Genomic DNA, 25,423 nt, shown 5'->3' on the forward strand with positions numbered 1-25,423 from the left:
GCTACCGCCGCGGCAAGTCGTCCAGATGCTGGTACTCGGCGTTCAGCGCCGCGGCCAGAGCGCGGGCGCGACCCAGCCGGATCGGGCCCTTCTCCATGTCCACCAGCAATGCCGGGCAGGCCATTGGCACTGCGCCTTCCAGTGACTTCAGACGCCCGTCGGTGAACACCAGGCAGCGTTGTGCTTCCTGGGGGTGCTGGCGTGCGCGCTGTTGCAGCCATTCGCGAGCCTGGTCCAGTGCTGCCAGCAGTGGCGTGCCGCCGCCTGCGCCCAGCTCGGCCAGCCAGGGCTGCAATGCCGCCGAAGCCTTCAAACCGTGGCATTGCCAGGCCGGCCCGGTGCCGCTGGCGGTGAGCAGCGCCAACCGGGCGCGTTGCCGGTAGGCATCGTCGAAGACCTGGGCCAGCACGCCCTTGGCCTCGGCCATGGCGCCATGTCGGCGGGTCGAAGCCGATGCATCCACCACCACCAGCCATAGCTGCTGGGCGGCACTGCGACGCTGTTGCCAACGCAGGTCGTCACGTTGGCGCGGCCGCCCCTGCAGCAGGGTAGCCGGCCAGTCGACCTTGCCAGCCGATGCCGCGCGCGCCGCGCCTTGCCGCCCTTGTTCGAGGTTGCCCTTGCCGGGCCGAGCATCCGCCGGGCGCGGACGGATGCTCAGGGCTTTTTTGGCCAGCTCGGCACCGTGCGCCGTTCGCCCACCGGAACGGCCTGCGCCGGCATGTCGCCCCACTGGCCTTGACCGGGGTCGGAGGGTTGCGCAGCGCTGGCAGCGGGCGGCGGTGGCGGTGTTGCGCTGGACTCTGGCGGCCGGCTAGCCTGGCGGCGATGGCGCAGGGCGAACTCGGCAACCGCGTCGACGTCTTCGTCGAGGATAGCGTCGCCGCCGCGCCAGGCCGCATGGGCGCGCGCCGCGCGCAGCCAGACCAGGTCGGCGCGCAGGCCGTCCACGCCTTCGGCGAAGCAACGGGTGGTGATCGATTCAAGCGCCTGGTCGCTCAGCGGAATCGACTCGAGACGCTCCCGCGCCTGTTGGCAACGCAGCCGCAGCGCCGCCTGCGCGGCAGCCCACTGCGCGCAGAACGCCTGGGGGTCGCTGTCGAATGCCAGACGGCGGCGAATGATCTGGCTGCGTTCGGCCGGCGCGGGCTGGCCATCCAGGGCAACGTTGAAGCCGAAGCGGTCGAGCAGCTGCGGACGCAACTCGCCTTCCTCGGGGTTCATGGTACCGATGAGCACGAAGCGCGCCGGATGGGCGTGGGAGATGCCATCGCGCTCGATGCGGTTGACGCCGCTGGCAGCGACGTCGAGCAACAGGTCGACCAGGTGATCGGCGAGCAGGTTCACCTCATCCACGTACAGCACGCCACCGTCGGCCTTGGCCAGCACGCCTGGCGAGAAGCGTGCCCGCCCTTCGCCCAGCGCCGCTTCCAGGTCGAGCGTGCCGACCAGGCGGTCCTCGCTGGCACCCAGCGGCAAGGTCACCAACTGGCCACCGGCGAGCAGATCGGCCAGCCCGCGCGCCAGGGTGCTCTTGGCCATGCCCCGTGGCCCTTCGATCAACACGCCACCGATGCGCGGATCAATAGCGGCCAGACACAGCGCCAGTTTCAGCGAATCGGCGGCGACCACGGCGGCCAGGGGAAAGTGCAGAGTGTCGGTCATTGCAGGGATCTCTTCAGGCATCTTCTTCGGTATCCAGCAGCAGGTCTTCCACGGCTTGTCGGTAGTCGCCCGGTTCAGCCCACAGGCCTCGCTGCTGAGCCTCGAGCAGACGTTCGGCCATGTCGCGCAGCGCCGCCGGATTGTGCTCCTGCAGAAAACTGCGGGTGGAAGGATCCAGCAGGTAGGCGTCGGTGAGCAACGCGTACTGGTGATCGTCGATCAGGTGCGTGGTCGCATCGAAGGCAAACAGGTTGTCGACCGTCGCGGCCAGTTCGAAGGCGCCCTTGTAGCCGTGCCGCTTGACCCCTTCGATCCACTTCGGATTGGCCGCGCGGGCGCGCACCACGCGGTTGAGCTCTTCTTTCAGGGTACGCACGCGCGGCACGTCTGGCTGGCTGTGGTCGCCGTGGTAACTGGCGGTCTTCTGCCCGCCCAGGGTTTCCGCAGCGGCCAGCATGCCGCCCTGGAACTGGTAGTAATCGTTGGAATCGAGCAGGTCGTGCTCGCGGTTGTCCTGGTTCTGCAGCACGGCCTGGACCTGCCCCAGGCGCCGGGCGAAAGGTGCGCGTGCGGCGGTCCCCTCGTCGTCCGCACCATAGGCATAGGCGCCCCAGTTCAGGTAGGCCTCGGCCAGGTCTTCGCGGGTCTGCCACAGGCGGCCGTCTATGGCCCCTTGCACCCCGGCGCCATAGGCACCGGGCTTGGCGCCGAAGATACGCCAGCCCGCCTCGCGGGCGGCCTGCTCGGCAGGCACGCCCTCGGCCAGCAGTTGCGCCTGTTCGGCACGGACCTTGGCTGCCAGCGGGTTGAGATCGTCGGGCTCGTCGAGCGCCGCCACGGCCTGCACGGCCGCATCGAACAGGCGCAACAGGTTGGCGAAGGCATCACGAAAGAACCCGGACACCCGCAAGGTCACGTCCACCCGCGGGCGATCGAGCAGGCTCAATGGCAGAATCTCGAAATCGTCCACCCGCTGGCTGCCGGTGGCCCACACCGGGCGCACACCCATCAGCGCCATGGCCTGGGCGATGTCGTCGCCGCCGGTACGCATGGTCGCCGTGCCCCAGACCGACAGGCCCAGCTGGCGCAGGTGATCGCCATGGTCCTGCAGGTGCCGCTCGAGAATCAGGTTGGCGGAGGCGAAGCCGATGCGCCAGGCAGTGGTGGTCGGCAGGTTGCGCACGTCCACGGAAAAGAAGTTGCGCCCGGTGGGCAACACGTCGAGGCGCCCGCGGCTGGGTGCCCCGCTCGGCCCGGCGGGCACGAAACGGCCCGACAATGCGCTGAGCAGGCCGTGCATTTCGGCCGGTCCGCAGGCATCCAGACGCGGTGCCACGGTGTCGCACAGGTGGCCCAGGATGAGTTGCACGTCGCTCCAGCCTTCGCCCAGTTCCAGCGGACCGTTCAAGGCCTGCTCGATCAGCTGGGCGGCATACAGTTCGAGCCGTTCGCGGCTGTCGCCGGCACTGCGCCAGGGCTCCTCGCTGATCGCGGCCAGGGCAGTCGGCCGTGGTCCGTTCCAGGGTGCGCCGAGGTCGCAGTCGAGCGGATCGAAACCCAGTTCGAAAGCCTTGGCCAATGCTCGCAGCACACTGGCCTGGGCGCCGCGGCCGTCGCCCCGAGGAATGCGCAGCAGTGCCAGCAGGGTATCGGCACGCAGGCGACCCTGGGGCGACTCGCCGAACACGTGCAGCCCATCGCGTATCTGCGACTCTTTGAGGTCGCACAGATAGGTGTCCAGGCGCGGCAGCCACACCGCCGCTTCGGCACCCTCGGCCATCTGCAGCTCGTGATCGATGCGGGTTTCGCGCACCAGCGCCAGAATGTCCTGTTCCAGGGCCTGGGCGCGGCGCGGATCGAGCATCTGCGCGTCGTAGTACTCGTCGGCCAACAGTTCCAGATCGCGCAGCGGCCCGTAGGTCTCGGCGCGGGTCAGCGGCGGCATCAGGTGGTCGATGATCACCGCCTGGGTGCGCCGCTTGGCCTGGGCGCCCTCGCCCGGATCGTTGACGATGAACGGGTAGATATTCGGCATTGGCCCCAGTACCGCATCGGGCCAGCACTGCTCGGACAGCCCGACGCCCTTGCCCGGCAGCCATTCCAGGTTGCCGTGCTTGCCCACGTGGATCAGCGCATCGGCGCCGTAGGTGTGGCGCAGCCAGAAATAGAACGCCAGGTAACCATGGGGCGGCACCAGATCGGGGTCGTGGTAGACCGCGCTGACGTCCACCTGGTAACCGCGCGCCGGCTGGATGCCGACGAAGGTCAGGCCCATGCGCAGACCGGCGATCATCATCCGGCCGTTACGGCACATGGGGTCGGCACCTGGCTCGCCCCAGCGCTCGCGCACGGCGGCTTGATTGGCCGCCGGCAGCAAGGCGAAGGCGGCAAGGTAGTCGTCCAGCGCCATGCTCTGGGCACAGGGGCGCAGGTCCAGTTGTTCCAGATCGTTGGTCACGCCGCCGAGCAGCAGGTGAATCAGCGCCGTACCGCTGTCGGGTAGATCGGCCACCGGATAGCCCTGCTGCTGCATCGCGCGCAGGATGTTCAGCGCCGCAGCCGGAGTGTCGAGGCCGACGCCGTTGCCGATTCGGCCATCGCGGGTCGGATAGTTCGCCAGCACCAGGGCGACACGCTTGTCGGCATTGGGCAGACGCGCCAAAGCGGCCCATTTGCGCGCCAGTTCGGCGACGAAATCCATGCGCTCGACATGCGCCGTGTAGCACACCACGTCGCTCTGGCTGCGCTCGTTGTGCCAGGCCAGGTCCTTGAAGCTGATGGCCCGGCTGATGATGCGCCCGTCCAGCTCCGGCAAGGCAATGTGCATGGCCAGGTCGCGCGCGCCCAGACCCTGCTCGCTCGCCTGCCACAATGCCTGGTTGTCCTGCGCGCAGATGGCCTGGATCACCGGAATGTCACGGCGAAACGGCCGCAGGTGCGGTGCTTCCGGGCTGGACTGGGCAAAGCCGGTGGTGTTGAGAATGATCGCGGCGCCCGCCTCGTCCATCCAGTCCTGCACCTGCGCCAGGCATGCAGCTTCCTTGAGGCTGGCCACGGCGATCGGCAACGGATTGAGCCCGGCCGCCTGCAGCCTGGCACAGAAGGTGTCGACGAAACCGGTGTTGGCCGCCTGCAGGTGCGAGCGATAGAACAGCAACGGCACCACAGGCCATTGCGCTTGCCACTGCGTCTGCCAGTGGGCCAGGTCGGCGGTTTGTTGCGTCGGATGGTAGATGACCGTGCGCGGCAGCGTCTGAGGCGCTTCGCACGGTTCGGTGCGTCCGAACCAGGTATTGCCGAGGTAGCCGTACAGGTTGCGTGCGTTTTCCATGCCGCCCTGGCGCAGGTACTGCCACAGGCGGTCGGCTTGCTCGGCAGGCACCGTACAGCGCTCGGCCAGTTCGGGATCGGGGCGATCGCAGCCTGGCACCAGGATGACCTGCACGCCCCGCTCGGCCAGCTGCATCAACTGCTCGACGCCGTAGCGCCAGTAGCCGATGCCGCCGTGCAGGGAAATCAGAATGACCTTGGCGTGGCGCAGCACCTGGTCGACGTAGAGGTCGACCGAAGAATGATTCTGCACCTGCATGGGGTTGGCCAGGCGCAGGCTCGGGTAGTCGGCCGGCAGACGCTCGCTGGCCTCGGCCAGCAAGGCCAGGTGCGAATCGCCGCTGCAGAGGATGACCAGTTCGGCGGGCGTCTGGCCGAGGTCGGCGATGCTGTCGTCCGGCACGAAGCCGCCGGGTTGGGTCCTCAGCAGGTGCATCGGTCAGGCTTCCAGCGCGGCGCGCAGTTGCGCTTGCAGCGACGCTGCATCCAGTTCCTGACCGATCAGCACCAGGCGCGTGCTGCGCACTTCGTCTGCGCCCCAGGCACGATCGAAGTGCTTGTCGAAACGCGCGCCCACGCCTTGGATCAGCAGGCGCATCGGCTTGCCCGGAATGGCCGCGAAGCCCTTGACGCGCAGGATGCCGTGTTGGACCACGGCAGCGTTGAGCGCCTGCAGCAGCTTGGCTTCTTCGGCCTGCGGCAGCTCGATGGAGATCGAATCGAAGGCGTCGTGATCGTGGTCGTCGTGGTCGTCGCCTTCATGGTGGTCGTGGTGAGTCTTGCGGCCGTCGATGTGTTGCTCGGACTCTGCGCCCAGGCCCAGCAGTACCGCCAGCGGCAAACGGCCACTGCTGGCCTCGACCACCTTCACTGCCGCCGGCAGTTCCTCGGCGACCTCGGCGCGCACCGCAGCCAGGGCGTCTGCGTCGATCAGGTCGGCCTTGTTCAGAATGACCAGGTCGGCGCTGGCCAACTGGTCGGCGAACAGCTCGTGCAGCGGCGATTCATGGTCCAGGTTGGGATCGAGCTTGCGCTGGGCATCGACCTGCTCGGGGAAGGCTGCGAAGGTACCCGCCGCCACGGCCGGGCTGTCGACCACGGTGATGACCGCATCGACCGTGCAGGCGCTGCGGATTTCCGGCCATTGGAAGGCCTGGACCAGCGGCTTGGGCAAGGCCAGGCCGCTGGTTTCGATGAGGATGTGATCGAGGTCGGCGCGCCGTGCCACCAGCTCGCGCATGACCGGGAAGAACTCTTCCTGCACGGTGCAGCACAGGCAGCCGTTGGCCAGCTCGTAGACCCGGCCATTGGCTTCTTCTTCGGTACAGCCGATGGTGCACTGCTTGAGGATCTCGCCGTCGATGCCCAGCTCGCCGAATTCGTTGACGATCACGGCGATGCGGCGGCCCTGCGCGTTGTCGAGCATATGGCGCAGCAAGGTGGTCTTGCCCGAGCCGAGAAAGCCGGTGACGATGGTGACGGGTAGTTTGGACAGCGTTTTCATCGGGTCGCCCTGATTGCGCGGCAGGGCACGAGACGAGCGCCGCAACGGCAGGCGCCAGCATTCGTCACCGGATCACCCCGCCCGGTTGAATAGGAAAGAACAGTCGAGGCAGGTCTCCTGGCTCGCGATGCCGGCCATTCTGGCCCAGGCTGCGGCGCCTTCCCGCGAGCGTTCGCAGTGGCCTTGGCGCAGCCTTCATCGCTTACAGTTGCGGGGGCAGCCGCGGCTTGGACCGCGTTCCCGTCTTAGCTCTGCTGGGCAGAGAACCTCGAACGCGCAAGGCTACCACAGGGCACGGGACGTGTCAGTGATACGGCTCAGACCCGATAGCGTACATGGGGGCGGCCGCCGGCCAGGCTAACCTCGGCATGAACACCATAGACCTCGGCGATCAGCCGCTCGGTCAAGACCAGCGCCGGCGCACCACTGGCAACCAGACGGCCGCCCTTGAGCACGACCAGCACGTCGCAGAACATCGCCGCCAGGTTCAGATCATGAATCGCCATCACGCAGGTCAACGGCAGGTTCTGAATCAGTTGCAGCAATTCCAGCTGGTGCTGGATGTCGAGGTGGTTGGTGGGCTCGTCGAGCAGCAGTTCGCTAGGCTGCTGGGCCAGGGCGCGAGCAATCTGCACCCGTTGCCGCTCGCCGCCGGACAAGGTGTGCCAGCGCCGCTGTGCATGGCCGCTCAGGTTGACCTGGGCCAGGGCCTGGGCAATCGCCAGGTCGTCTTCGCGCAGCCACGGTGCGAACGGCGAGCGGTGCGGCGTGCGCCCCAGGCGCACCACCTCCTGTACGCGAATGTCCACCTCGGTGCTGGCGTGTTGTTCCACCATCGCCACCTGCCGCGCGACCGCTCGCCGCGATACGTCCGCCATGGGCTGATCGTCGAGTGTGACCTGCCCCTGGCTGGGACGCCCGAGCCCGGCCAGCAGGCGCAGCAGCGACGACTTGCCCGAGCCATTGGGGCCGATCAGACCGACCATGCTGCCGGGCGTGATGGCCAGGCTGACGTCGTCGAGAATCAGCAGCCCACCCGCTTTCCAGCTGACCTGGTGCAGTTGCAGGCTCATGCTCGACGCCTCGCGCGGTAGAGGATCAAGGCAAACGCCGGGGCGCCGACCAGGGCCGTGACCACCCCGATGGGCAATACCTGGCCGGGCACGATGATGCGCGCGACGATATCGGCCAGCACCATGAAATTGGCGCCGATCAGCACCGAGGCGAGCAACAGCCGGACGTGGCTGGGCCCCACCAGAAAGCGCGCAATGTGGGGCACCACCAAACCGACGAAACCCACTGCGCCGACGATACTGACCATGGTCGCGGTGATCAGCGCGGTGGTCGCGAACAACACCAGCCGCACCGCGACCACAGGCACGCCAAGGGTGGCGGCAGCGTCTTCGCCGAACACGAAGGCATCCAGCGCCCGCGCGAAGTACAGGCACAGCACCAGGCCCGCCCCGACCACCACCGCGGCCAGGCCTACATCGGGCCAACGCACCCCGCCCAGGCTGCCGAGCAGCCAGAACATCACACTGCGTGCCTGCTCGGCATTGGCCGAGGTCGAGACGATATAGGCCGTCAGCGCATTGAACAGTTGCGATCCGGCGACACCGGCAAGGATCACCTGCGCCGGGCCGCTGCGAGTGCCGGCAGCCAGCAGCAGCACCAGGCCGAACGCCAGGGCCGCACCGAGAAACGCGCCCATGGAAATGCCGATCACGCCGCCGCCCAGCCCAAGCAGCATCACCACCACCGCGCCGGTCGAGGCGCCTGCGGAGATGCCCAGCACGTAGGGTTCGGCCAGCACGTTGCGCAGCAGCGCCTGCAACACCGCGCCGCAGATCGCCAGGCCGGCGCCACAACAGGCGGCAACCAGCGCGCGACTCAGGCGGTATTCCCAAATGATGCCCTGGATGATTCTCGGCACCGGGTAGTCGGCCAGGCCCACGCCATTGAGCAGCGCCTTGCCGACCGTGGCCAGGGCAATGCCCATTTCCCCCACCGACACCGCCAGGGCGATCGACACGCTCAACGTCGCCAGGGCGAGCAGCGCCAACAGGAGGCGCCAGACCCAGCCATCTTCACGCGCCAGGCGCTGGATCAAGGTGTGGCCCGTGTACGCTCGAGGCCGGCAGCGATGTCTTCCACCGCGCGCACGACATCCATGGAGGGGTTCAACGACTGCGCATCGACCACGATGATGCGGCCATTGCGCACGGCATCCAGCTCACGGGTCACCGGGTCGCTGCGCAGGAACGCCAGCTTTTTCTCGACATCGTCGGCCGGGTACAGACGCCGTTGCATGCGCGCGACGACAATGACATCGGGATTGCTCGCAGCGATGCTTTCCCAGCTGACCCCAGGCCATTCCTCGTCACTGTCGACGATGTTGCGCAGGCCCAGCAGACGGTTGATATAGCCAGGCGCGCCGCTCTTGCCGGCCACCCAGGGGTCGCCTTCCAGGCGCGTGCTGGAAAACCAGTACACCACCGACAGCGGTGCGTGCCCGGCGCTGCCGGCGCGCTCGCTGGCTTTCTGGATGCGTGCGTGCAACTGGGCGGTCAGGCGCTCGCCGGCCGCCTCGACATCGAAGATGCTCGCCAGCTCGCGGATTTCCTTGTCCACCAGTGCCATGGAAAACACCTGGCTGCGGCTGCCGTCGGCATTGGAGGTGGCGGTGACTTCCTTGCCGTCGCAGTCACTGGGAGACACATAGGAAGGGATGCCAAGGCTGGCCAGTTGCTCGGGCTTGGCAACTTCGCCGTTGGGTCCGACGTGGTAGGTGTACTGCGCCACCACGATGTCAGGTGCGGTATTGGCCACCGCCTCGAAGCTGGGGGCGTTGTCGGCCAGGCGTGGCACCTGGGCATTGGCCGCGCGCAGAGGCTCGGGCAACGGCCCGAACCAGACCCCGGTGCCCACCATGCGTGGCGCCAGGCCCAGCGAGAGGAGAATTTCGGTGCTGGCCTGCCCCAGGCTGACGGCACGCTGCGGCGCGGCCTGGACGGTCAAGGGCGCGCCGCAGTTGGGCAGCGTCAGTGGATAGTGGGTGGCGGCGTGACTGGCGACGGCAGCGAAGAGACCGACGGCAGCGACGCTGGCGCGGACGAATACGGCAGGAAGATTCATTGCAACTCCTTGGATGGCGCGTCCAACAGATCGAAGAAACCCACAGCAAGGTCTGGCTGACGACATGCAACATGTCGATCACAGTGGCGCGACCGCGCCGGATTCGAACCGGCTTCCTGCTCTGGGCGAAGACAAGCGGCGCAGACGGTAGGCGACCCGTCGGCAAAGATCAAATGGTTTAACCCGCGCAACGCGCTGTGGACACCCCGATTGCCTGCCTAGGGGGCGCCGTCGCGGGGCCGGTCGGTACGGTCCTGCTCGACCACATAGCCCGTGTCTATGCTGACCACCACCGACATGCCGGGGCGCAGCCGATGCGCCCCGTCCTGGTCCGGGTCCACGGTGATGCGCACCGGAATGCGCTGGGCGATCTTGACGAAGTTGCCGGTGGCATTGTCGGCCTGCAACAGGCTGAACTCCGAGCCGGTGGCCGGTGAGATGCGCTGTACATGGCCGCGCAGGCGCAGGTGGTCGAGGGCATCGACGGTGAAGCTCACCGGTTGGCCGATGCGCACATCGGCCATCTGGGTTTCCTTCATGTTGGCCATGACCCACAGCGTATCGGGAACCAGCGCCATCAGTTGCGCACCGGAATTCACATAGGCCCCCAGGCGCACGCCGACCTGCCCCAGCTGGCCGTCGCGCGGCGCCAGGATGCGCGTGTTGTCCAGATCGATGCGTGCCAGCTCTACCGCGGCTTCGGCGTTGGCGACGTTGGCGGCCAGCGAGTCACGGTTGACGATCACCGTCTGCAGGTCTTCGCGGGCAATGGCCAGCGCAGCCTTGGCCTGTGCCACCGAGGCCAGCGCCTGGGCGTTGGCAGCGCGGGTCACATCGAGCTCGCGGCGCGACACCGAGCCGTCGCTGATCAGGTTCTGGTTGCGGCCCAGATCGGCAGCGCCCTTGCGCGCCTGCGCTTCGCTGTCCGCCACCGCCGCCTGGCGCTGGGTAATAGTGGCTTCGGCACTGCGGCGCTGTTGCAGGTTGTTGGCCAAGGCGGTCTTCTGCACCTGGACCTGCGCCAGCGCCTGGTTCAGGCGCTGGCGGTAGATACGGTCGTCCAGGCGTACCAGCAGGTCGCCTGCCTTGACGAACTGGAAGTCCTGTACCGGCACTTCGAACACATAGCCTGCCAGTTGCGGCCCGATGATCGTCACCTGGCCACGCACCAGGGCATTTTCGGTACTTTCGATGTGGCTGCTGAACGGAGGCAGTTGCCAGGCGTACAGCACGATCGCCACCCCCACCAACGCGATGCTGGCGAAAATCAGACTGGATAGTACCCGCACCCGCCGCGAACGGGGTTCGGTGGCCGCTGGATTGGGCGGTGGGGTCTGGCCTTCGGGCGTGGCGGCGATGGCATTGGTGGTCGTGGACGTCGGTTCGGTCATGAAGTGCTGGCGCCGCTGGTGGATACGGTAGGTGTCGCGGCGGTGGTCACCGCCCGGGTGGTGCTCATCAGCCACAGGCTGCGGACGAAGATCCACAGCATGGTCAATACGGCAATGATGCAGATCAGCATGAAGACATCGTTGTAGGCCATGACGTTCGCCTCGCGCGTGGCGGCCGTCGCCAGCGCACGGGTGCCCAAAGTGGCCCGCAGGGCCGGGTCGGCGATGTGCGCCAGGTAGCTGGCGGCGGCATTGCTGACCCGCGCCTGGACCAGCGGGTCCATGAGGGTCAGGTGCTCGACGATCATGCTCGAATGGTATTTCTCGCGGACGATCTGGAACGTGCCCAGCAACGCGGCGCCGATCAACCCGCCCAAATTGTTGCAGATACCGAACAGCACCGAGAAGCTGACCAGGTTGCGCGGGTTGGTCAACACGTGGCGCATGCCCAGCACCATGGTCGGGCCCAGGAAAAACGTGCCACCGAAGCCCAGCAGGAACTGGCTGACGTACATGTTGGCCGGACGCGTCAGGTTGCTGGAGAAACTGTCCATGGCCGAACCCACCGCCATCAGCGCCAGGGCAATGATCAGTGGCATGAACAGATGCTCGGGGTTGATGGTCCAGGCACTCACGGCCAGCCCCGCCACCGCGCCGAAGAGCATCACGCAATAAAGGGTGCGCATCTGCTCCTGGCCCATGTTCAACGCTTGCAACAGACCGACCGCGCCGGTGGACTGCTCCGACAGCACCATGCGCGTCAGGATCACCGCCAGGGCCAGGCGGATGGCGACACCGCTGCCCAGCCAGCGGGTCATCAACATCGGGTTGCTGCGGTTGTGCTCCACGGTCAGGCCACCGAGGATCAGCACGATGGCCCCAGCCGAGGCCCAGCCTATCCAGGGTGCCTCCAGCCACCAGTCGATCCGGCCCAGGGACAGCACCGCGCAGAGCAGCGCAATGCCGGAGGCAAGAATCGCGAAAATGAGGAAATCCAGCGGCTCGAAGGTCTTGAAGCGGTCGCCCGGCGGCAGTTTGAGCAGGAACACACAACCCAGGGTCAGCAGCGCCATGCCCAGTTCGAACAGGTACAGGCCACGCCATTCGGCGATCTGCAGCAGGTCCTCGGAAAACACCCGCGCCAGCGGCAAGGCCAGCTGCGAGGTGCCCAGGCCCAGCACCAGGGCCTTGAGACGCCACTTGGCAGGAAACGCCTGGATCATGTAGTACAGACCCAGGGAACTCAGCGCCGCCCCGACCATGCCGTGGGCAGCGCGCACGGCAATCGCCGACCCCAGGTCGTTGACGAACAGATGGCCAAAGGTGACCAGCGCATACAGCATCAGAAACAATTCGGTGAACGTGCGCAGACCGAACTGCTGGCGGAATTTCACCAGCAGCAGGTTCATCGACACATTGGTCATCACGTAGGCCGCAGGCAGCCAGGCCATCTCCGCCGCCGTGGCGCCGAGCGCGCCCTGCAGGAATTGCAGGTTCGCCACCACCAGCGAGTTGCCGAGGCCGCCGGTCAGTGCCACCAGCAGGCCGACGATACCGAACGCCAGGCGCTTGCGCGTCGAATGCAGAGGCGTCGAGGGAGAGCCCGGCAAGTTCGGCTTTTCATGGGGCAGCCAATCGCGGCTCGTGTAGCGGGTCATGCGGTGGCCTTGGCGGGGAGCGTAGAAACGACGAAGAAACGACGAAGATTGGGCGCTAGTAAACCTCACCCGCGGGGGGCTTGCCAATGCTCGTCGCTGCCATGATTTGACTGCACCCCGGCAGTGACCCAAGCTGAATGCCCCGGCCAAGCCTGCGCCCTTTCGGATACCCGCATGTTCAAACGCGTTCGCCTTCCGCTGACCCTGCTGCTCGTGGCACTGCTGCTGATAGCGCTCTGGTACGCCTGGCGCCCTGCGGCCCATACGGTTCCGGCAGCGCCGCAGCAGGGCTACGGCAAAGCTCTGAGCCAGGCTCGCCATGGTCAGCCGGGCGCCGCACGAGTGCTTTATCAGCAGTTGGCCCGCACCGACCTCAGCGCCGAGCGGCGCGCTGCGCTGTACGCCGAACTGCCCAACTACCCCAGTCCTCAAGCCCTCAAACTCGCCACTGCCGACTTGCAGAGCGAGCTTGCCGACGTGCGCCATGCGGCAATCGATGCCGTCATCGGCCTGGTCCCCGAGAGCCAGCGCAGCGTACTGCTGGGGCCCTTGCTGGAAGACCGTGACGAGTCGATCCGCTTTCACGCCGCGCGGGGGTTGCTCGGCTTGCCAGCCGATGAACTGGGCCTGTATTTCGGCCACCTGGACAAGGTGGTGAACGCCTGGATTGCTGCCCTGCAGGGCCAGAACGACAGCGCTGCCGCCCAACTGGCGCTGGCCCGGCTGTACTTGCACGAGAGCGAGCATGTTCAAGCCGAGCAGGCGCTGGCCCGCTATCGCCTGCTCCAGCCCGATGATCTGGAAGCCATTGCGCTGCAGGTCGAGCTGTACGAGCACCAGGGCAAAAGTGACCAGGCGCGGCGTCTGCTGGCCGAACAGTTGCTGGTGCATCCACAATCGGCCCTGTTGCAGCAGCAATTGGGCTTGTGGCTGATGGCCCATGACGAGGATGAATACGCCCTGCTCGCCCTCGCTCGTGCGGTGGAGCTGGCACCGGACAACAATGACTACCGCTATGTACTGGCCACCAACCTGCACGACCTGCAGCAGGTCGAAGCGGCGCAGAAGCAGCTCGAAGAGATCCTGCGTCGTGACCCGGCCAACCGACGCGCACGGGTGTTGCTGATCCAGTACTGGAAAGAAACCGGTCAGCTGCAGAACGTGCAGGTGCTGCTGGCCGAACTCGAGCAGCAGAACGCCGACGACCCCAGCCTGCAGCAGGGGTTGTGAAGTCGCGGCTTTTCCAGGGCCACCCTCGCCCGTTTTTGTCTGAATGAGCTCGGAACCCCGCCCACGGCCCGGTGTCCAGTATCAAGCTGCGTCGCGTTCTGCACTGCAGCCCCTTCCGCTACCCGAGGACACCTTTTTGACGACGGCCAAAGCAGCCACCGGTATCGCCGGGCTGGACGACATTCTTGGTGGAGGTCTGACCCGCTGCCATATCTTTCTGCTCGAGGGTCAACCGGGTGCGGGCAAGACGACGGTAGCCCTGCAGTTCCTGCTCGAAGGCGTTGCGCAGAACGAAACCTGTCTCTACATCACTTTGTCCGAAACCACCAAGGAACTGCGCGAAGGCGCTCGCTCCCACGGCTGGGAACTGGACGAGCGCGTCACCGTGTTCGAGCTGACGCCGCCGGAGTTGGTGCTCGACCTGCAACAGCAGCAGAGCCTGCTCTACAGCAGCGACCTTGAACTGGGCGAAGCGACGCGGCAGATCTTCGACGAAGTCGAACGGGTCAAGCCTTCACGGGTGGTATTGGACAGTTTGTCCGAGGTACGTCTGCTGGCTCAGGGCTCGCTGCGCTATCGGCGGCAGATTCTCGCCATCAAGCACTATTTTGCGCGTTTCAATGCGACCGTCCTGCTGCTCGACGACATGACCAGCGAGCCACTGGACAAGACCCTGCACAGCATCGCCCACGGCGTGATTCGCCTGGAAGAAACCGCGCCGGACTACGGCGCCGAGCGCCGGCGCCTGCGCATCATGAAGTACCGCGGGCAGAAATACCGCGGCGGTTATCACGACTTCACCATTCAGGCCGACGGGATACACGTCTATCCGCGCTTGGTTGCGGCCGAACATCGCGCCCGCTACGAGCGTACCCAACTGACTTCGGGCATCCCGGAGCTGGACGCCCTTCTGGGCGGCGGCGTCGAGAACGGTTCGAGCACTTTGATCATCGGCCCCGCGGGTACCGGCAAATCGCTCATTTCCATGGTTTTCGCCGCTGCGGCCGTGGCCCGTGGCGAAAAAGTGGCGCTGTTCATCTTCGACGAAGAGCTCAGCTTGCTGTTCGAGCGCATGAAAAACCTGGGCATCGATCTGGAAGCCTATCAGCGCAGTGGCAAGATGGTCATCCAGCAGGTGGACGCCGCTGAACAGTCGCCGGGCGAATTTGCCCACATGGTCCGCACCAGCGTCATCCTGCACGACATCAAGACAGTGGTGATCGACAGCATCAATGGCTACCACGCCGCGATGATGGGCGAAAGCACACCCGTGCTGCACATCCATGAGCTGCTGCTGTACCTCAACCGCCTGGGCGCCTCGACCTTCATGACCGTGGCCCAACAGGGGCTGGTCGGCGACATGAAGGCGCCAGTGGACATCACCTACCTGGCCGACACCGTCATTCTCCTGCGCTACTTCGAGGCGCTGGGCAACGTGCGGCGTGCGGTGTCGGTGATCAAGAAGCGCTTTGGCGGCCACGAGAACACCATTCGCGAATACAAGATCAGCAGCCAGGGCATGAAGGTCGGTGAGCCACTGAGCGCTTTCCAGGGGGTGTTGCGCGGTGTCCCGACCTACGTCGGCGAAGCCCGTCCCCTGCTTGAAGCAGATGATCAGTGAAGATGTCGATACCCACATCGGAACGAGTGCTGGTGCTTGCCCCCATGGGACGCGACAGCCAGGTGGCCCTGCAGATTCTCGGACAGGCAGGTATTCAAGGCATCGCCGTGGCAGACGTCGACGATCTCTGTACGCACTTGCAGCGCGAAGGCGCAGGTGTCTGCATTGTCGCCAACGAAGCGCTGTCCGAAGCCAGGATGCAGCCGTTGCTGGTGTACCTGAGCCAGCAGCCGGCCTGGTCCGACTTGCCGATCGTGCTGATGACCCATCAACGCGCGGCCGACCAGGCGCAGTCCATGCTGCTCGCTGCGCGCCTGGGCAACGTCACGTTCGTGGAACGCCCGTTTCACCCGCTGACCTTGATCAGCCTGGCCAAGACGGCCATTCGGGGTCGGCGCCGTCAATATGAAGCGCGTGACCGTCTGCTGGACCTGAGCGAAAGTGAACAGCGTTTGCAGCACGCCATGAGTGCCGGGCGCCTGGGAGCCTGGGAGCTGACCTGCAACCCGCTGCAGTTGAACTGCTCGGACCGGACCCGCACCCACTACGGCATCGAGCCCAGCACCCGTTTCGACTACTCAGACTGGCTGCTGTGCGTGCATCCGGGCGATCAGGCCATGATGCAGGAGGCACTGATCAACAGCCTGCAGCTGGGCGCCGACTTCGCCTTGCAGTTCCGCAACAGCTGGCCTGACGGTTCAGTGCATTGGGTGGACATGCGCGCCCGCGCCATTCCCGACAGGCAGGGACGCATCCAGGCACTGGTCGGGGTTACCACCGATATCACCGAACAGAAAGCCGCCGAACAACAGTTGCGTGAACTCAACGGCAATCTGGAACAGCAGGTCGAGGAACGCACGGCCCAGGTACGGATCAACGAAGAGGCCCTGCGCCAGGCGCAGAAAATGGAAGCGGTGGGCCAGTTGACCGGCGGTATCGCCCACGACTTCAACAACATGCTCACCGGCATCATCGGCAGCCTGGAGCTGATGCGCCGACGCCTGAGCCGCAACCAGCTCGACGACCTGCCCAAGCTGATCGACATGGGTATCAGCTCGGCCAACCGCGCCGCATCCCTCACTCACCGCCTGCTGGCGTTTTCCCGCCGCCAGTCACTGGATTCCAAGCCAGTCCAGGTGAACGGACTGGTGCAGTCGATGGAAGAACTGCTGCACCGCAGCCTCAATGAAAGCATTGCGCTGCGCATGCACCTGGATCCTGAACTGTGGATAGCCGAGGCGGACCCCCATCAACTGGAAAGTGCCCTGCTCAACCTGGTGATCAATGCCCGCGATGCCATGCCAGGGCTTGGCGAAGTGATCGTTGAAACGGCCAATCGGCACCTCGATGAGAGCTTTACCAGTGCGCACCAGAACCTGGCACCGGGCGACTACATCATGCTCAGTGTGAGCGACACAGGGTCGGGCATGGACCAGGCCGTGATCAATCGCGCCTTCGATCCATTCTTCACCACCAAGCCCATTGGCCAGGGCACTGGCCTGGGCCTGTCGATGATCTACGGGTTCAGCAAGCAGTCGCGGGGCCACGTCGCGATCCAAAGCACCCCCGGCCAGGGCACTACGGTGCAGCTCTACCTGCCGCGCTGCTATGCCTCGCAACTGCCCCAGGCCACTGCGCCGGTGATCGAATCGCCGATGGCCACCAATGGCGAAACGGTTTTGATCGTCGAGGATGACCATGCCGTGCGTAGCCTGGTGTGCGAAGTCCTGCGCGAACTGGGTTACTGCTATCTGGAGGCAGCCGACGCCGGCGCCGCGCAGCCGATCCTGGCGTCCGGGCAGCGCATTGACCTGCTGATCAGCGACGTCGGCCTGCCCGGCATGAACGGTCGGCAACTGGCCGAAGTCGCGCGCCATCTGCGGCCGGGACTCAAGGTGCTGTTCATCACCGGCTATGCCCAGCACGCCGAAGTGCGCGCCGGTTTTCTCGATGACGGCATGCAGATGATCACCAAGCCGTTCGCGTTCGACGTGCTCACGGCCAAGGTGCGGGAGATGTCCCAGGCCTGAATCAGCGCTTGGGCTTGGTCCGCACATCGTTGAAGCACGGCATTCTGGCGTCCACTCGATCCGAGGCGCGGGCGCCTGGTTTGGCAGCGGTTTCCACATACCAATAGCAGCTGTGGATGGCCCGGGTGATGCCGACATAGGCCAGGCGCAGCGCTTCCTCGTGCTGGGCACTGTCGTAACCGTCCACCTGATCCGCCTGCGCCAGGCCCGCCAGGGCATAGACCTGGTTCTTGTAGGGCGAGCGACTGGCATACTGGCAATCGCCCAGCAGAAATACCGCGTCGGCCTGCAGACCCTTGGCGCTGTGTAACGTGAGCTGGCGCAAACGACGCTGCTCGGCTGGCAACGCTTGATCTGCCTGCAGCAGGCCCTGGATATGCTCGGCCAAAGCCTGGCGGTCACTGTTGCGACGATAGAGCACCAGAATCGAGTCGCCTGCAGCGTGATGCTCGGCGGCGCGCCGTGCCAGATCGGCAAGGTCTCGACTCAAGAGGGTCACAGGCGATGGCTCGCGATCGAATACACGACGGGCCAGGGCCTTCTTGCCGGGTATGGCCGGTGCCGACGCCACGATATGCTCGGCGGCGTCGATGATCGCCTGATGGCTGCGGTAGTTGTCGATCAGCAGTACGCGCGTGTGCTTGTGAGCGCTGAAGGTGCGGTTGAACTGCATGAAGTAGCTTGGGTTACTGCCGCGCCAGCCATAGATCGACTGCCAGTCGTCGCCAACGCACATCAGCGAGCTGTGCTGCGCGGCTCGCTCACCGGCCAACGCGGTGCTGCGGCGCAGGATTTCCGCAAGACTGGCCCTCAACCAGCCAACGATCTGTGCGGAAATATCCTGGAATTCGTCGACGAGCAGATGGGACATGGGGCGCAGTGCGTCGTCAGGCAGTTCGCTGACTCGCGAGCCTGGCCCTTCGCCAAGCAAGGCGAACATGCGATTGAACAGCATGACTGGCGGCGTCTGGTTTTGCAGATGCGCTTCGAGTGCCGGCCAGAACAGGCGCAAGGCAGCGAAAAAGTCCGCTTCGGAATCTTCCGCGTTCCAGCTCATCCGGTCGATGGCGTCGACGACCTGCACTCCGAGGTTCTCGATGAAGGTCGCGGCAGCCACGAAACAGTCCAGCAGCGGCGCCGGGGCAAGTTCGCCGGGCAACTGGTATTCGAACCCGGGCCCGGTCAACCCTTTGCTGTTCAAGGACGTCAAAACCTTCTTGGCATCGGAAGGATTATCCAGCCATATCAGCGGCTTATCACAGAAAGCTTGAAACAGGGTGCGCTTGACTGCCCATTCGCCCCAGATTGGAATCTTGGCCGTGGGCCGGGTGAGTTGGGCATCGGTACCGGGTTCGAACCCTAGCACGACCCAGGTGTTCAACCGTGCAATGTAACCATGCGCATGAAAGGTAAAACCTTTTATATCAATGGCTTGTCGATCTATCTTGATCCCCTTTATAGGCCAGGCATCCTGCGCACGCCAGTGTTCTTCGATCAAGTCACACAGTTCGGCGTCGCGAGCGCTGGCCAGGCTGAGGGCTTTGAGCCGCTTCTGCACATCGGGATCCTGCGGGTCCAGCTTGCGCAGTTGGGCTGCGCTCGCGCGCAAGCTGCCGATGTGACCACTGAACGAAGGATCGCTACTCATCAGGCTGCGATAGCATTCGTTCATCAACTGACGCTGGGTGTCGTTGAGCCGCAGTTGGAACGGATTCGCTTCCTCGCTACCCGTTGCTGCCGCCCCGAGGTTTTCGAAAGCGCGCACCTCAGCCAGCCCAGGCAGCGCGTGAATCAGCGGCAGAACCAGGGAATGATAGGTTCTGACCATTTCACGTACTTTCTCGAATACGTAAGGTACTTCCCACATATCAAAGACTTGGCACAACTTCTTGATAAAGTCTCGACGTGATTCCCGGGTGAAGGTCACCACGCTCAGGCTGTCGAGTTCGAAGCCCATGTAGTGGTGAAGCACAAGCACGCGCAGTACCAACGATGTGGATTTACCTGCACCTGCACCAGCCACCACGCACGTGGCGGGTGTCGTGCTGAAGATCATTTTCCACTGCGCAGGGCTGGGCTGGGCGTGTTCGGGCAGGCGGGTAGCGACGTCAGCCTTGATGGTTTTCTTCAGCGCTGGCGTCAGTTCGAGCTGCCAGGGCGCGAACAGCAACGGCTGTGGCGCTTGTGAGGTGACGGATTTTTTCGGCGCGCGGGGCGGCCGTTTCGACTGTGACTCGGGAGGTGGTTCGCCAGGCGGGGCCGGCGCGGTAGCTTCCGTGAGCGGCGTGTGAAACCAGGCGTCACGCTGCTGCGAGCGCAGCCACCGCCAGCCCCGGGCGATCAGGCCTGGGGCTTGACGGTCTTTGTCGGTAGGTTGCGATGACACGAAAACTCCTGGGCATATCGCGAGGACCGCAATATACCAAAGATCCCACCTTCAAACGCTGCACACCCTCTGTAGCAGCGGCGCGAGCCGCGTCGGCGGCCTGTGCGGTGTACCTGATCCACCGCAGTGCCCTCTTCGCGGCCGATGACCGATCCTACGCGATACCGGATTTCCTGTAGGAGCGGTCCGCGGCCGCGAAACGGGCGACTCGGTCTATCAGATACTCCGCAGCGCCCCTTCGCGGCCGATGACCGCTCCTACGCGATACCGAATTCCCTGTAGGAGCGGTCCGCGGCCGCGAAACGGGCGACTCGGTCTATCAGATACTCCGCAGTGCCCTCTTCGCGGCCGATGACCGATCCTACGCGATACCGCATTTTCCTGTAGGAGCGGTCCGCGGCCGCGAAACGGGCGACTCGGTCTATCAGATACTCCGCAGCGCCCCTTCGCGGCCGATGACCGCTCCTACGCGATACCGAATTCCCTGTAGGAGCGGTCCGCGGCCGCGAAACGGGCGACTCGGTCTATCAGATACTCCGCAGCGCCCTCTTCGCGGCCGATGCCCGCCACCACGGAAGGTGCGTGCGGGATCAGCCGATGGCGGAATCCACCAGCACCTGCGCTTCGGCTACCAGACGCTGCAGATGCGCCTCGTCGATGAAGCTTTCGGCGTAGATCTTGTAGATGTCTTCGGTGCCCGAGGGACGCGCGGCGAACCAGCCGTTGGCCGTGATGACTTTCAAGCCACCGATCGCCTGCCCATTGCCTGGCGCATGGCTGAGGATCTGCTCGATCGGCTCACCGGCCAACTCCGTGGACTTCACCTGCTCGGGCGACAGCTTGCTCAAGGCCGCCTTCTGCTGCGGATTCGCCTTGGCCTCCACGCGCGTAGAGAATGGCTCGCCCAGGCTCTGCGTCAGTGCCTCATACGCCTGGCTCGGGTCGCGCCCCGTGCGCGCGGTCATTTCAGCGGCCAACAGGGCCGGGATCAACCCGTCCTTGTCGGTGGTCCACACACTGCCGTCCATGCGCAGGAACGACGCACCGGCGCTCTCCTCACCGCCGAACCCCAGCGAGCCATCGAACAGACCGTCGGCGAAATACTTGAAGCCCACCGGCACTTCATGCAGACGACGCCCCAGGCGCGCGGTGACGCGGTCGATCATGCCGCTGCTGACCACGGTCTTGCCCACGGCCGCGTCGGTGCGCCACTGCGGACGGTTCTGGAACAGATAGTCGATCGCCACCGCCAGGTAGTTGTTGGGGGCCAGCAACCCGCCCGTCGGGGTGACGATGCCATGACGATCGTGATCGGGATCGCAGGCAAAGGCCACGTCGAAGCGGTCCTTCAGGCCGATCAGCCCCTGCATGGCGTAGCTGGACGATGGGTCCATGCGAATCTGGCCGTCCCAGTCCACGCACATGAAGCGGAAGGTGGCATCGACTTCGGTGTTCACCACCTGCAGGTCGAGCTGATAGTGCTCGGCAATGGCCGACCAGTAGCGCACACCTGCCCCACCCAGCGGATCCACACCCAGGCGCAGGCCGGCTTTGCGGATAACGTCGAAGTCGATCACATTGACCAGGTCGGCCACATAGTGACCGATGTAGTCGTGCCGGTGAGTCGTGGCAGCCTTCAGCGCCTGCTCGTGAGGCATGCGCTTGACGCCACGCAGGTCATCGGCAAGCAGCTCGTTGGCCTTGGCTTCGATCCACTTGGTCACGTCACCGTCGGCCGGGCCGCCATTGGGTGGGTTGTACTTGAAACCACCGCTTTGCGGCGGGTTGTGCGACGGCGTGATGACCACACCGTCCGCCAGGCCGCTGCTGCGCTCACGGTTGTAGCAGATGATCGCGTGGGAGACCGCCGGTGTCGGGGTGTATTCGTCGTCCTTGGACAACATCACCTGCACGCCATTGGCGGCGAACACTTCAAGGGCGCTGGCGCCTGCCGGGGTCGACAGCGCGTGGGTGTCGATGCCGACGAACAGTGGGCCGTCGATCCCCTTGCTGCTGCGGTACAGGCAGATCGCCTGGCTGATCGCCAGCACATGGGCCTCGTTGAAGCTCAAGTCGAACGAGCTGCCGCGGTGCCCCGAGGTCCCGAACGCCACACGCTGAGTGGACTCGCTTGCATCCGGCTGGCCGGTGTAATAGGCCGTGACCAGACGCGGGATGTCGATCAGCAGCTGGGCTGGAGCAGGTTTGCCCGCAAACGGACTGAGCTTCATGCAAAAACCTCTAGTGTAGGTACCGAAACGGAGAATGACAGTTTAGTGGCACTTCGACACTGGAGGTAGCTATTTGATTCCCTTTTTTGACGCTTCTTTTGTCGAACCGACCGGCAGCAGGTTGCCTGCTGCCCTTCGGGACGCCTGATCAGGTGATCGGCGCGGGGTTGAACAAGGTGATGTCGTTGTGCAGGCGATAGCGCTCGGCCCACGTCTGTTTTTCACCACTGGCCACGGCCAGGTAGTAATGGAACAGCTCCCAGCCCAGTTCCTCGATGGTCGCCCGCCCGGTGGCAATGCGCCCGGCGTCGATATCGATGAGGTCAGGCCAGCGCTCGGCCAGCTCGGTGCGGGTAGACACTTTCACCACCGGCGTCATCGCCAGGCCGTAGGGAGTGCCGCGCCCCGTGGTGAACACGTGCAGGTTCATCCCCGCAGCCAATTGCAGCGTGCCGCAAACGAAGTCGCTGGCGGGCGTGGCGCAGTAGATCAGGCCTTTGCGGTTGACCCGTTCGCCCGGACCGAGCACACCGTTGATGGCGCTGCTGCCCGATTTGACGATCGACCCTAGGGACTTCTCGACGATGTTGGACAAACCGCCTTTCTTGTTCCCCGGTGTGGTGTTGGCACTGCGGTCCGCCGCACCGCGTTCCAGATAATTGTCGTACCAGTCCATCTCGCGCACGAGCTGGGTAGCCACTTCGTGGGTTTCGGCCCGCGAGGTGAGCATATAGATGGCATCGCGCACCTCGGTGACCTCGGAGAACATCACCGTGGCCCCGGCGCGAACCAGCAGGTCGGAGGCGAAGCCCAGGGCCGGGTTGGCGGTGATCCCGGAGAACGCATCGCTACCGCCACACTGCATGCCCAGGATCAGCTCGCTGGCGGGCACCGTTTCGCGACGCCGACGGTCCAGCTTGGCCAGCCGCGTCTCGGCCAGCGCCATGATCTGCTCGACCATTTCACCGAAGCCATGCCCGGAGTCCTGCAGGCGGTACAGCCACGGCTCGCTCAGGTCTACCGAGGGATCGTCCTCGTGCATAACCTGCCCGGCCTGCAACTTTTCGCAACCCAGGCCGATCACCAGGGCTTCGCCACCCAGGTTCGGGTTGCGCGCCAGGTTGCGTACGGTGCGAATCGGAATGTAGGCATCGCGCGCATTGATGGCCACGCCGCAGCCGTAGCTATGGGTCAGCGCCACCACGTCGTCGACGTGGGGGTACTTGGGCAGCAGCTCTTCGCGAATGCGCTTAACCGCGTGGTCCAGCACTCCGGTCACGCACTGCACCGTGGTGGTGATCCCCAGAATATTGCGCGTACCCACGGTACCGTCGGCATTGCGGTAGCCCTGGAAGGTGAAGCCATCCAGCGGCGGCAGAGCCGGCGGTACCGCGTCGGACATCGGCAGGCTGTCCAACGGCGGCGCCGAAGGCATGGCCAGCTGGCTTTCCTTGACCCAACTGCCTTGACGGATCGGCTCCAGTGCGTAGCCGATGATCTGACCGTAACGCACCACAGCACCGCCCTCGGCGATGTTGACGGTGGCGACCTTGTGGCTCTGCGGCACACCTTCGATGACCGTCAGGCCATCGGGAAAACGGCTGCCTTCGGCCACGCCCTGATCGTTGACCACGACCACGACGTTATCGTCTGCGTGCAGGCGCACGTAGCGGGGAGAATCGGAATGTTCGATCAATTGCATGGCTTGGCCCTTCCAATCAATTCAGGCTGAATCCAGAGCCGCGTACCGGCAGTGCCGGCCGCGGTCTTGTCGTTGGCTGCAGACGCTTCAGGGACGAGCGGCATTGAGCTGCGGTGCATCGTCGACGACCGGGTCGCCGTTCTCTTCGCGCAGTACCACGCGCTTGATCGGGCCGACAATCACCAGGTAGCTGAACACCGCTACCAGGGCATTGGCACCGACGTAGACCAGCGCGTACTTGAACGAGCCGGTGGCACTGATGATGTAGCCGATCACGATCGGCGTGGTGATGGACGCCACGTTACCGAACATGTTGAACAAGCCGCCGCTGATCCCGGCGATCTGCTTGGGCGAAGTGTCGGACACCACGGCCCAGCCCAGCGCACCCACGCCCTTGCCGAAGAACGCCAAAGCCATGAACGCCACCACCATCCATTCGGCCTGCACATAGTTGCAGATCACCATGGTGGTCGACAGCATCAGGCCGCAGACGATCGGCGTCTTGCGCGCGAAGGTCAGGGAATGGCCGCGACGCAGCAGGCTGTCCGAGATGACCCCGCCCAACACGCCACCGATGAAGCCGCAGATGGCCGGCAGCGAGGCAATGAAGCCTGCCTTGAGGATGGTCATGCCGCGTTCCTGGACCAGGTACACCGGAAACCAGGTGAGGAAGAAGTAGGTGATGCCGTTGATGCAGAACTGCCCCAGGTACACACCAAGCATCATGCGCGTGGTCAGCAGTTGGCGAATGTAGTTCCACTTCGGCTTGGACTTGCCGCCCTTGGCCTGGTCCATGTCCACCAGCCCGCCGTTCTGCTCTATGAACTCCAGCTCTTCGGCACTGACGCTTGGGTGTTCCTTGGGATTGTGGATGTACTTGAGCCATACGCCCGAAAAGAGGATGCCCAGGCCGCCCATGACCACGAAGACATGCTCCCAGCCCCAGGAGTGCACGATCCAGCCCATCAGCGGAGCGAACAGCACCGTGGCGAAGTATTGCGCCGAGTTGAAGATCGCCGACGCCGTGCCGCGCTCGGCGGTCGGGAACCAGGCCGCAACGATGCGTGCGTTACCGGGAAACGACGGCGCTTCGGCTGCGCCGACCAGAAAGCGCAGCATGAACAGCGCGATCACCGCGTTGGCCATCGGCAGGTAGCCGACGAACCCCTGCATTACCGTGAACAGCGACCAAAGGAAAATGCTCCAGGCGTACACCTTCTTCGAGCCGAAGCGGTCGAGCAACCAGCCACCGGGGATCTGCAGCAGGACGTAAGCCCAACCGAACGCGGAGAAGATATAGCCGAGGGTGACGGCGTCGATGCCCAGGTCTTTCTGCAGACTGGCACCGGCGATGGAAATGGTGGCGCGATCCGCGTAGTTCAGTGTTGTCACCACGAACAACAGGAACAGGATCATGTAGCGCACATGCGTCTTCTTCGTCGCTGGCATGCGAAGGTACTCCCACGAGTTATTTTTATGCGGGTAGAGGGTATGAAGCCGGGTATTTCAGGTGTCGCTGACTCAGCCGGGCTGCAAACCA

General features: G+C 64.9%; 16 protein-coding genes and 1 riboswitch. Of the genes, 3 read left to right on the forward strand and 13 right to left on the reverse strand.

The features are described from left to right. Nucleotide 1: 1 nt before the first annotated feature. The 9 genes from IFT76_RS00570 to IFT76_RS00610 form a co-directional block, all read right to left on the reverse strand. Nucleotides 2-733: a VWA domain-containing protein gene (locus IFT76_RS00570; protein ID WP_192057100.1), complete on the reverse strand. Its 732-nt coding sequence runs from the start codon at nucleotides 731-733 to the stop codon at nucleotides 2-4. Continuing rightward, entirely contained in the window at nucleotides 658-1,665 is a 1,008-nt protein-coding gene (locus IFT76_RS00575) for an ATP-binding protein (RefSeq protein ID WP_122478279.1), read from the reverse strand. The genes IFT76_RS00570 and IFT76_RS00575 overlap by 76 nt, the downstream gene beginning before the upstream one ends. A 13-nt stretch (nucleotides 1,666-1,678) precedes the next feature. Next, a complete protein-coding gene (gene cobN, locus IFT76_RS00580; RefSeq protein WP_192057101.1) occupies nucleotides 1,679-5,431 on the reverse strand; it encodes a cobaltochelatase subunit CobN in 3,753 nt (1,250 codons plus the stop codon). A gap of 3 nt (nucleotides 5,432-5,434) precedes the next feature. Next, complete coding sequence (cobW, locus tag IFT76_RS00585) at nucleotides 5,435-6,499, reverse strand: cobalamin biosynthesis protein CobW (protein WP_192057102.1); 1,065 nt, start codon at nucleotides 6,497-6,499, stop codon at nucleotides 5,435-5,437. A gap of 90 nt (nucleotides 6,500-6,589) precedes the next feature. Then, nucleotides 6,590-6,785, reverse strand: a riboswitch (cobalamin riboswitch). Nucleotides 6,786-6,816: 31 nt separating this feature from the next. Next, nucleotides 6,817-7,572 (reverse strand): ABC transporter ATP-binding protein, encoded by a 756-nt coding sequence (locus tag IFT76_RS00590; RefSeq protein ID WP_122478131.1) that lies wholly within the window; start codon nucleotides 7,570-7,572, stop codon nucleotides 6,817-6,819. Then, complete coding sequence (locus tag IFT76_RS00595; protein ID WP_122478133.1) at nucleotides 7,569-8,609, reverse strand: FecCD family ABC transporter permease; 1,041 nt, start codon at nucleotides 8,607-8,609, stop codon at nucleotides 7,569-7,571. Before IFT76_RS00595 ends, IFT76_RS00590 begins: the two co-directional genes overlap by 4 nt. Further along, on the reverse strand, nucleotides 8,606-9,634 hold the full coding sequence (locus IFT76_RS00600; RefSeq protein ID WP_192057103.1) for an ABC transporter substrate-binding protein: 1,029 nt from the start codon (nucleotides 9,632-9,634) through the stop codon (nucleotides 8,606-8,608). Before IFT76_RS00600 ends, IFT76_RS00595 begins: the two co-directional genes overlap by 4 nt. 218 nt (nucleotides 9,635-9,852) lie before the next feature. After that, nucleotides 9,853-11,025, reverse strand: coding sequence for an HlyD family secretion protein (locus IFT76_RS00605; RefSeq protein ID WP_185793362.1), 1,173 nt, complete (start codon nucleotides 11,023-11,025; stop codon nucleotides 9,853-9,855). After that, the gene (locus IFT76_RS00610) at nucleotides 11,022-12,683 is read right to left on the reverse strand and encodes an MFS transporter (protein WP_192057104.1); all 1,662 of its coding nucleotides are present in this window, start codon (nucleotides 12,681-12,683) and stop codon (nucleotides 11,022-11,024) included. Before IFT76_RS00610 ends, IFT76_RS00605 begins: the two co-directional genes overlap by 4 nt. 174 nt (nucleotides 12,684-12,857) lie before the next feature. Between IFT76_RS00610 and IFT76_RS00615 the strand changes: the two genes are divergently transcribed. From IFT76_RS00615 to IFT76_RS00625, 3 genes are all read left to right on the forward strand, one after another. Beyond that, nucleotides 12,858-13,913, forward strand: coding sequence for a hypothetical protein (locus IFT76_RS00615; RefSeq protein WP_192057105.1), 1,056 nt, complete (start codon nucleotides 12,858-12,860; stop codon nucleotides 13,911-13,913). Between the two features lie 136 nt (nucleotides 13,914-14,049). Then, nucleotides 14,050-15,534: an ATPase domain-containing protein gene (locus tag IFT76_RS00620; RefSeq protein ID WP_240998775.1), complete on the forward strand. Its 1,485-nt coding sequence runs from the start codon at nucleotides 14,050-14,052 to the stop codon at nucleotides 15,532-15,534. Between the two features lie 2 nt (nucleotides 15,535-15,536). Further along, entirely contained in the window at nucleotides 15,537-17,564 is a 2,028-nt protein-coding gene (locus IFT76_RS00625; protein ID WP_192057106.1) for a response regulator, read from the forward strand. A 1-nt stretch (nucleotide 17,565) separates the two neighbouring features. Here IFT76_RS00625 and IFT76_RS00630 read toward each other — a convergent pair whose 3' ends face one another. The 4 genes from IFT76_RS00630 to IFT76_RS00645 all read right to left on the reverse strand — a co-directional run bounded on the left by IFT76_RS00630 (nucleotide 17,566) and on the right by IFT76_RS00645 (nucleotide 25,332). Beyond that, nucleotides 17,566-19,950, reverse strand: coding sequence for a UvrD-helicase domain-containing protein (locus IFT76_RS00630; RefSeq protein WP_342365557.1), 2,385 nt, complete (start codon nucleotides 19,948-19,950; stop codon nucleotides 17,566-17,568). Nucleotides 19,951-20,540: 590 nt separating this feature from the next. Then, nucleotides 20,541-22,181 (reverse strand): phosphoglucomutase (alpha-D-glucose-1,6-bisphosphate-dependent), encoded by a 1,641-nt coding sequence (gene pgm, locus IFT76_RS00635; protein ID WP_192057107.1) that lies wholly within the window; start codon nucleotides 22,179-22,181, stop codon nucleotides 20,541-20,543. A gap of 148 nt (nucleotides 22,182-22,329) precedes the next feature. Continuing rightward, entirely contained in the window at nucleotides 22,330-23,883 is a 1,554-nt protein-coding gene (gene garD / locus IFT76_RS00640; RefSeq protein ID WP_192057108.1) for a galactarate dehydratase, read from the reverse strand. Between the two features lie 87 nt (nucleotides 23,884-23,970). Beyond that, the gene (locus tag IFT76_RS00645) at nucleotides 23,971-25,332 is read right to left on the reverse strand and encodes an MFS transporter (protein ID WP_122478149.1); all 1,362 of its coding nucleotides are present in this window, start codon (nucleotides 25,330-25,332) and stop codon (nucleotides 23,971-23,973) included. Between the last annotated feature and the right edge of the window lie 91 nt (nucleotides 25,333-25,423).

The sequence above is a fragment of the Pseudomonas sp. CFBP 13727 genome, assembly GCF_014841915.1.
In the GTDB taxonomy this organism is placed as follows: domain Bacteria; phylum Pseudomonadota; class Gammaproteobacteria; order Pseudomonadales; family Pseudomonadaceae; genus Aquipseudomonas; species Aquipseudomonas baltica.